Source organism: Kitasatospora sp. NPDC001175 (genome assembly GCF_053598215.1).
In genome coordinates, this window is sequence record NZ_JBSFJU010000141.1 from 1 (window position 1) to 7,948 (window position 7,948).

Here is a 7,948-nt window from a genome sequence, read left to right on the forward strand (position 1 = left end):
TCCTCGGTGACCTCCCCACCCACCAGCAGGCCGCCACCCGACTCCGACAACAACACCTCACCCAGCCCACCCCCGCCGAGGTGACCGCCCAACTCACACACTCGGCGGTACTGGGCGACCTGCTGCGCCGCTGACCAGCGCGGTGCCGTGCCCGTACACCGTTGCGGCCGCGGCGGTTCAGCTCCGCAGTGGTGATGACACGTCAGCTGTGGGATTACCTCGCAGCGTGAGGATCGTGGCGACAGGGGACGTCGGGGTCGTGGCACGGACGTGTGGACGGTGCGAGGCGGAGTTCCGTGCGGGAGCCCGAGGAAGTGCTCCCCCCACCCATCGAGGCCCTCTCCGGACGCCAACCGCCGTGCGGACAACCGGCGTTCGGCCACCCCGCGCCACTCCGGGCCCGCCGGGGACCGCTTTGCGGGAGAATCGCAGGCCAGGTATCGTCTCGCGCATGGGCACTGGGCCGCTGCGGCGTCTACGCGATGGGGTGGACGCGGTGGCCATCGGCTTACGCCGCTACCGCATATGGGCCGGGCGGAGAGAAACCCAGTCGAGTGAACTCTCCTTCTTGGTCGTGCTGTTGGCCAGTCCCCTGCTGCGTTCCCTCGACCTGCCGCCGGGGCGCGCCGTTGCCAGCTGCATCGGCCTGGTCGTGTTCGGGGCGCTCTTCCTGGCCGGTCAACGGCTGACGCCCCGGTCCCCCCTTCCTCTGCGCGTCACGCTGTACGGCTTCCTCACGGTCCTCTCGGTACTGGGCATGGCGGCGACGACCAGCGCGTGGCTGGTCTCGGCCATCCTCACCGCGATCTCGTCCGCGAACCTGCTTCCGCTGGTCTGGGGTGCCGTATCCGGTGTCACCGCCGTCACCGCGCTGAGCGTTGCGGCAGGCGGTGGTTCCGTCCAGGCGGTGCTGACCGTGGCCGCGGCCGGTGTCATCGCCGTGCTGCGCGGACGGCTGCTGGTGGAGATCACGCAGTCCCGCGCCAACCGGCAGGCCCATGCGATGGCCGCGGTGGAGAACGAGCGGTTGCGCATTGCCAGGGACCTGCACGATCTGCTCGGACACAGCCTCACCACGATGGTGGTCAAGGCAGAACTCGCCGAACGCCTGGCCGGGCGCGACCCCGAGGCATCGGCGCTCGCTGCCAGGGACGTGCAACAGGTGGGTCGCGCGGCCATGGCCGAAGTGCAGCAGGCGGTGGCCGGTTACCGCGCCACCTCGCTGGCCGAGGAGGTGGAACAAGCCCGAAAGAGCCTTCGCCCGCTGCGCAACGGCGTCACGGTGGACATACCGCCACGAACCTGGGGACCGGACACCGACGCGGTCCTGGCGTGGGGGCTTCGGGAGGCAGTGACGAACATCCTGCGGCATGCGAACGCGGCCAGCTGCACGATCGGCGTGACGGCGGACCTGCGGACCGCCCGGCTGACGGTGGTCAATGACGATCTCGGCGGCGCGCAGATCGACACGGCCATCCCCGGCGGCGGGCACGGCCTCGCCGGGTTGCGGGAACGGGCGAGCGAACTGGGCGGTCACCTGACGGCCACCCCGCTGCCCGGCGGCGGATTCAGGCTGGCCCTCGAACTGCCGCTGGACAGCGCGATCGAGGATCGCATGGGAGCGGGAGAAGGTGACCGGCCGTGATACGCGTCGGGATCGTCGAGGACCAGGTGATGCTGCGGTCGGCCATCGTCGCGCTGCTGGAGCTGGAGCCGGACATCACGGTGGTGGTCCAGCTCGACAACGGGGACACGGCGGTGGAGACCCTGTCGGACGGGTGCTGCGACGTCCTCCTGCTAGACGTGGAGATGCCCGGGGCGAGCGGGCTGGACGTGGCGGAGGCGCTCCAGAAACTCACGGACGCGCCGCTGGTGATGATGCTGACGACCTTTCACCGGCCGGGCTATGTCCGCCGCGCGCTGGAGGCAGGTGCGCGCGCCTACATCACCAAGGACTCACCGGTGAGCGACATCGCCGCGGCCATCCGGCGCGTGGCGGCGGGGGAGATCCTGTTCTCCGGCGAGCAATTGCACCTTGCGATGTCGTCCGGCGGCTGCCCGCTGAGCAAGCGGGAGCGTGATGTACTGCGCGCCGCGCAGCTGCACGACACCGTGGCCGAGATCGCGGAGCACCTGCACCTGTCGGTGAGCACGGTGAGCAACTACATCACCGTGGCGATCGCGAAAACGAACTCCCGCAACCGGGTCCAGGCCATAAGAATCGCCCGGGACCGCGGCTGGCTGTAACCCCCCGACTCTCATGGTTCTCCAGCGGTCTTCGACCGGCGTGGGCCATCGTGGCAAGACCTGAGAGAGAAGGGGGTTCCTTTCATGCGCGTGCTCGTCACGACATGGGCATGGAGGTCGCATTTCCTGTCGCTCGTTCCGCTGAGCTGGGCGTTCCGCGCAGCCGGACACGAACTGGTCGTCGCGAGTACCGCCAGCCTGACCCCTGTCATCACCGCCGCGGGCCTGCCCGCCGTCGCCTTGGGGAAGGACATCGACTCCGAGGTGCGGCAGATGACGCGCTGGTATTTCGAATGGCTCACGGCCAGGTCGGCTCCGGTCACCCTGGAGGATATCCGGGACCGGGGCACCAGCGCGGTCGAGCTGTACCGGCTGCTGGCGGACGCATCCATCGACGACACGCTGGAGTTCGCCCGTGCCTGGAAGCCGGATATCGTCCTCTACGATCCGACCACGTTTGTCGGTCCGCTGACCGCGGCGGTACTGGACGTACCCGCAGTACGCCATGTCTGGGGCATGGACTACACCTACCGGACGCGGGAATTCGAGCCGCAGGCGCTGGCGGACATCTGCTCCCGTATCGGTCTGGCGGGTGTGGAAACCCTGGGAACCGTGACCGTGGACCCATGCCCGCCATCACTGCAGATCGACACCGGTGCCGACGTGGTGCGGCTGCCGATGCGGTTCGTGCCGTACAACGGGCCCGCCGAGCTGAGGCCGTGGCAGCTGGAGGCACCGCGGCGGCCGAGGATCGTGATCCTTGCCAGCAGCATCGCCGAGCCGCTCGGCGACGGTGCCGCCAGGGCGCTGTTCGGCGCCGTACTGCGCGGTCTGGCCGGCTTCGACGTCGAGGTCCTGGCGATCGTCGACGACGTCGAACGGGTCCTGTCCGCCGAGGTCGCCGGAGATGTGCGCTTCCTCGACCCGACGCCGCTGCATCTGCTGCTGCCCCACTGCGATCTGGTGATTCACCAGGGCGGCGGTGGCACCGCCATGACGGCACTCGCCTACGGTGTGCCGCAGTTACTGCTGCCGCTTGCCGCCGACCACACGTCCAACGCCGAGCAGCTCGCGGAGCGCGGCGCGGGACGGTGGATGTACGCGGGGTCCGTGACGCCAGAGGCGATCACCTCCCACGTCCGGCAACTGCTGACCGATCCCCAATACCGCGACCAGGCAAGGAGATTGCGGGCGGAGATGTCGGCACAGCCGTCCGCCGCCCGCGTGGTGGAGTCACTCGAAGACCTCGCTGCCACGCGGGGGCGGCGGTGAAGCGGGCACTGCAGGACCTGGCCATCCTCGGCGGAGAGCGGGCCTTCGACGCACCGGTTGTCTTCGGAAGGCCCAACATCGGCTCGCGGAAGGCGTTCTACGACCGCATGGACAAGGTCTTCGACAGCAGGTGGCTCACGAACGGCGGTGAGATGTGCGCGGAGTTCGAGCGGCGCGTGGCGCAGACCGCCGGGACCGAGTACTCCGTCGCGACCTGCAACGCCACCGCGGCCCTGCAGTTGGCGCTGCGCGCCTGCGATGTGACGGGCGAGGTGATCATGCCGTCGTTCACCTTCGCGGCCACCGCGCACGCCCTGTCGTGGATCGGGCTGACCCCGGTTCTCTGCGACGTCGACCCGGACGACGGATCGGTGCTGTTGTCGGAGATCGAGGCGCTGATCAGCCCGGCCACAACGGCCATCCTGGGCGTCCACATCTGGGGGCGACCGAGCCGGCTGGACGAACTGAGCCGGCTGGCCCGGCGGCACGGCCTTCGGCTGATCTTCGATGCGGCCCATGCCTTCGGATGCGGCTGGGACGGCAGGCCGATCGGCGGATTCGGCGACGCCGAGGTCTTCAGCTTCCATGCGACGAAGTTCATCAACTCCTTCGAAGGCGGCGCACTGGTGACCTCCGATCCGGAGATCGCCCGCAAGGCCGTGGAGATGCGGAACTTCGGCATCGCGGGCTCGGATGACGTCGTATCGGTGGGAACCAACGCGAAGTTGAGCGAAGCGGCCGCCGCCATGGGTCTGACGTCCCTCGACGACATGGACTACTTCGTCCGCCGCAACCGGGAGAACTACCGGCGCTATCGTGCCGAGCTCTCCGGCACGCCCGGACTGCGCCTGCTGGAGATCGATGAACGGGAGCCCAACAACTACCAGTACGTGGTGCTCGACGTGGACTCCGACATCACCGGACTCGGCCGCGATGACCTCATGGCGGTCCTGGCGGCCGAGAACGTCTATCCACGCCGCTACTTCTACCCGGGCTGCCACCGCATGGCGCCCTATCGTTCGGACCGCCCGTTCGCCGGTACGGACCGGATCGCCGGCCGGGTCATGGTGCTGCCCACCGGGGAGAGCATCACCGCCGGCGATATCGCGAAGACCTGTGCGCTGATCCGGTTCGCGGCGGAACGGGGGTCCGAGATCACGCGGAGGCTGCCGGAGGCCGCGTGATCACTCCGGTTTGCGCAACGCGATGAGCTGGCTGACCACGGGGTAGCTCCAGCCGAGATCGAACTCCTCGGCCCGCGCCACGATGCGCTTCGGGTCGAACTCCGGGAAGCCGTGTAGCTCCTGGGGATCGCCGTGCACCATGGTCATCCCGGTGCCGTTGACCAGGCTGCACACATCGAGGTTCCGGCCGTACACGTTCCGCTGGAACGCCCCGAACGGTTCGAGGTCCAGGAACAGGTCGATGGTCAGTACGGCCAGACCGCCCGGGGCGAGCAGCCGTTCCATGGTGTTCACCATCTCCTGCGCCTCGGCCTGGTCGACGTGCTCAAGGACCGAGAGGGCGAAGATGCGGTCGAACGAGTCCGCCTCGAACTCCGTGTCCTGCAGTCGCTCGGTGACCAGCGTGACATCGACGTCGAAGAGGGAGGTGAACCTGCGGTGGATCTCGGAGTGGCTGCCTTCGGTCGCCTCCCCGCGGATCGTCCACCGCAGATCGGCGGGTGACGAGGGGTCCACATTGACGACCTCACAGCCCTGCTTCGCCAGCACCACCTGGAACCCGCTGAGCCAACCGCCCACGTCCATGACCCGCATGCCCGGCCGGGGATCGGCGGTGAAGAAGGCCCACGGATATTCGACGGCCCTCGTGTGGCTCGTCCACTGGAAGCCGAACGGCCCGTAACGCTCGGGGTCGTCGTCGATGAAACGGTGCGTCAGCAGCAGCGGCCTGTCGACGTTGTGGCCGTAGGGCGCACCCCACTTCTTGTTCCAGTCCTGGTACTCGGCGTGGCTTGCTTTCTTGGCGAGCATGATGAATTCCTCTCTGGTGGACCGGAACCTAGCCGGGACGCCTCGGAGGCCGGTAGTACGGAGGTGCAGGCGCGCGCGCCGACGTTCGTCCAGCGATGTTGGAGCATCCGCTGCTGGACTGGAACGCCGGTATAGACAACCCTGATGCAAGGGGAGCGTTTATGATGCCCGCACAGGCATTCCACGCCGCACAGACAGGCCTACGCCGGGCAGTGGTCATCGGGGCGGGTGGGTTTATCGGAACGGGGCTCAGCGCGCTGCTGACCAGAGAGCGGATCGACACCGCGTGCTTCACCAGGAAAGCCCGGTTCATGCCGCCTGACGGCCTGGCATACGCCGTGCTCACCGCGGATGTCGTCTTCTACCTCGCCAGCAGTATCAATCCGACGCTGGGAGAACAGCACCCCGAGTGGGCGCATGCCGATCATGCGCTGTTCGCCGAGCTGCTGCGCCGGCTGGCACGGATGGACAGGCCGCCGGTGGTGGTGCTCACCAGCTCCGGTGGCACCGTGTACGACCCCGACGACGCCCCGCCGTTCTCGGAGCTCTCCCCGACCCGGGCGACCACCGGGTACAGCGCCGCGAAACTTGCGCTGGAACAGGAGCTGTTCGACCGCTCCGACACCATTCCCGGTGTCATCCTCCGGCTGTCGAACGTGTACGGCCCTGGTCAGCAGGGCGCCGCGGGGCAGGGCGTGCTGGCGTACTGGATGCGGGCGGCGGAGGAGGGACGCCCGCTCCAGATCATCGGTGATCCGGGTAGCACCAGGGACTACGTCTACATCGATGACGTTGTCGAATGCATGCATCGCATTTCTCTGGTCGACCGGAAAGAACTGTTCGCGACATGGGGCAATCCCCTGGTGCTGAACGTCGGTTCGGGCCGGCCGACCTCGCTGGCGGAGTTGGCCGATGTCGTGCGTACGGTGACGGTTCGGGAGATGGTGTTCGATCAGGTGCCGTCGCGGCAGCTCGACCGCGCTCATGTCTGGCTGGACGTCGAGAGGATCCGCTCCGCGATCGGCTGGCGGGCCGAGACGTCCTTGGCCGACGGCATCAGGGCGATGTGGCTCGCGCGGTCCGCCGCAGTGCGGGAACGTGCCGGACGTTACGGGTGAGATCGGCGTCACCTCGGCGGAGTGGCCGGCCCCCGCGGGGGGCCGGCCACTCCGCTCGTTGGATCACGAGGATTCTCAGGTGACGGGGATTCTCATGGGGTGATCTGCACCTTGCTGTGGTCGCCCACGACGAAGCGGTGGGCCCGGGGCGTCCGGTTGGCGCGGGTGACCTGGGTTTCCCGGCCGATCAGGGAGGCCTCGATGCGGCCGACCCCCTCGATGCTCGCTCCCTCCAGGATGATCGAGAACTCAATCTCGCTGGAGTCGATCACGCAGTCCTCGGCGATGGAGGTCGACGGGCCGATGTAGGAGTTGGTCACGGTCGTCCCCGCACCGATGACCGCCGGGCCGACGATCCGGGACCCGGAGATACTGGCGCCCCGCTCGATCCGGACGCGGCCGATGATCTCGCTGTCCGCGTCGATCTTCCCGGACACGCAGGGCTCCAAGGTCTCCAGGACCGAGCGGTTGACCTCCAGCATGTCGCTGACGTTGCCGGTGTCCTTCCAGTAGCCGGTGATCAGCGTCGACCGTATGGTGTGGTCCCGGTCGATGAGCCACTGGAGCGCATCGGTGATCTCCAGCTCGCCGCGGGCCGAGGGTGTGATGGCTCGTACCGCCTCGTGCACCACCGGGGTGAAGAGATAGACCCCGACCACAGCGAGGTCGCTGACGGGGCTCTTGGGCTTCTCCTCGATGCGTACGACCCGGCCCGCGTCGTCCAGTTCGGCCACGCCGAAGGCGCTGGGGTCCGCCACCCGCGTCAGCAGGATGTCGGCGTCGGGCCGCTTGGTGTGGAAGCTGTCGACCAGCTCGCTGATGCCGCCGACGATGAAGTTGTCGCCCAGGTACATGACGAAGTCGTCGTCGCCCAGGTAGTCGCGGGCCACCAGGACCGCGTGCGCCAGGCCGAGCGGCTTGTCCTGCTGAATGTAGGTCACCTTGGCCCCGAAGGCACTGCCGTCGCCGACCGCAGCACGGATCTCGTCGGCCGTGTAACCCACAATGATCCCGATGTCGGTGATCCCAGCGGCGACCAGTGACTCGATCCCGTAGAAGAGCACGGGTTTGTTGGCCACCGGAACCAGTTGCTTGGGGGCGGTGTGGGTGATGGGGAGCAGCCTGCTGCCCGTTCCGCCTGCCAGTACGAGTGCTTTCATCTCGCGATGTCCTCCTCGCCTTCGCCTGTCCCGAGAGAGGCTGTGCCTCTCACGCCCGTGTCCGTACGGTGGTGGCCCATGGGCCGGTGAACTGTTCGATGTCCCGTGCGAGTTGGGCGGTCACCTCGGCGGGGGTGGGCTGGGTGAGGTGTTGTTG

General features: G+C 68.0%; 7 protein-coding genes. 5 read left to right on the top strand and 2 right to left on the bottom strand.

Annotation, left to right across the window (positions count from 1 at the left end):
- The first annotated feature begins 487 nt into the window (after positions 1 to 487).
- The 4 genes from ACWDAK_RS40025 to ACWDAK_RS40040 all read left to right on the top strand — a co-directional run bounded on the left by ACWDAK_RS40025 (position 488) and on the right by ACWDAK_RS40040 (position 4,703).
- Complete coding sequence (locus ACWDAK_RS40025) at positions 488 to 1,645, top strand: sensor histidine kinase (protein WP_427396249.1); 1,158 nt, start codon at positions 488 to 490, stop codon at positions 1,643 to 1,645.
- Complete coding sequence (locus ACWDAK_RS40030; RefSeq protein WP_344641478.1) at positions 1,642 to 2,247, top strand: response regulator transcription factor; 606 nt, start codon at positions 1,642 to 1,644, stop codon at positions 2,245 to 2,247. Before ACWDAK_RS40025 ends, ACWDAK_RS40030 begins: the two co-directional genes overlap by 4 nt.
- 84 nt (positions 2,248 to 2,331) lie before the next feature.
- Positions 2,332 to 3,519, top strand: a complete 1,188-nt coding sequence (locus tag ACWDAK_RS40035; protein WP_427396248.1) for a nucleotide disphospho-sugar-binding domain-containing protein — start codon at positions 2,332 to 2,334, stop codon at positions 3,517 to 3,519.
- Positions 3,516 to 4,703 carry a DegT/DnrJ/EryC1/StrS family aminotransferase gene (locus tag ACWDAK_RS40040; protein WP_344641476.1) on the top strand — a complete coding sequence of 396 codons (1,188 nt, stop codon included), beginning with the start codon at positions 3,516 to 3,518 and terminating at the stop codon, positions 4,701 to 4,703. Before ACWDAK_RS40035 ends, ACWDAK_RS40040 begins: the two co-directional genes overlap by 4 nt.
- Here the strand turns inward: ACWDAK_RS40040 and ACWDAK_RS40045 are convergent, their stop codons facing one another.
- Positions 4,704 to 5,513 (bottom strand): class I SAM-dependent methyltransferase, encoded by an 810-nt coding sequence (locus ACWDAK_RS40045; protein ID WP_344641475.1) that lies wholly within the window; start codon positions 5,511 to 5,513, stop codon positions 4,704 to 4,706.
- A gap of 164 nt (positions 5,514 to 5,677) precedes the next feature.
- On the opposite strand from ACWDAK_RS40045, the gene ACWDAK_RS40050 reads away from it, so the two are divergent.
- Positions 5,678 to 6,631 (top strand): NAD-dependent epimerase/dehydratase family protein, encoded by a 954-nt coding sequence (locus tag ACWDAK_RS40050; protein WP_344641474.1) that lies wholly within the window; start codon positions 5,678 to 5,680, stop codon positions 6,629 to 6,631.
- A 92-nt stretch (positions 6,632 to 6,723) separates the two neighbouring features.
- Here the strand turns inward: ACWDAK_RS40050 and ACWDAK_RS40055 are convergent, their stop codons facing one another.
- The gene (locus ACWDAK_RS40055; RefSeq protein ID WP_427396363.1) at positions 6,724 to 7,791 is read right to left on the bottom strand and encodes a glucose-1-phosphate thymidylyltransferase; all 1,068 of its coding nucleotides are present in this window, start codon (positions 7,789 to 7,791) and stop codon (positions 6,724 to 6,726) included.
- Positions 7,792 to 7,948: the final 157 nt, after the last annotated feature.

Bases quoted from the DNA above. Each gene is read 5' to 3' on its own strand.
- ACWDAK_RS40035 (WP_427396248.1), top strand. From the start codon at position 2,332: ATGCGCGTGCTCGTCACGACATGGGCATGGAGGTCGCATTTCCTGTCG.
- ACWDAK_RS40045 (WP_344641475.1), bottom strand. From the start codon at position 5,513: ATGCTCGCCAAGAAAGCAAGCCACGCCGAGTACCAGGACTGGAACAAG.
- ACWDAK_RS40050 (WP_344641474.1), top strand. From the start codon at position 5,678: ATGCCCGCACAGGCATTCCACGCCGCACAGACAGGCCTACGCCGGGCA.
- ACWDAK_RS40055 (WP_427396363.1), bottom strand. From the start codon at position 7,791: ATGAAAGCACTCGTACTGGCAGGCGGAACGGGCAGCAGGCTGCTCCCC.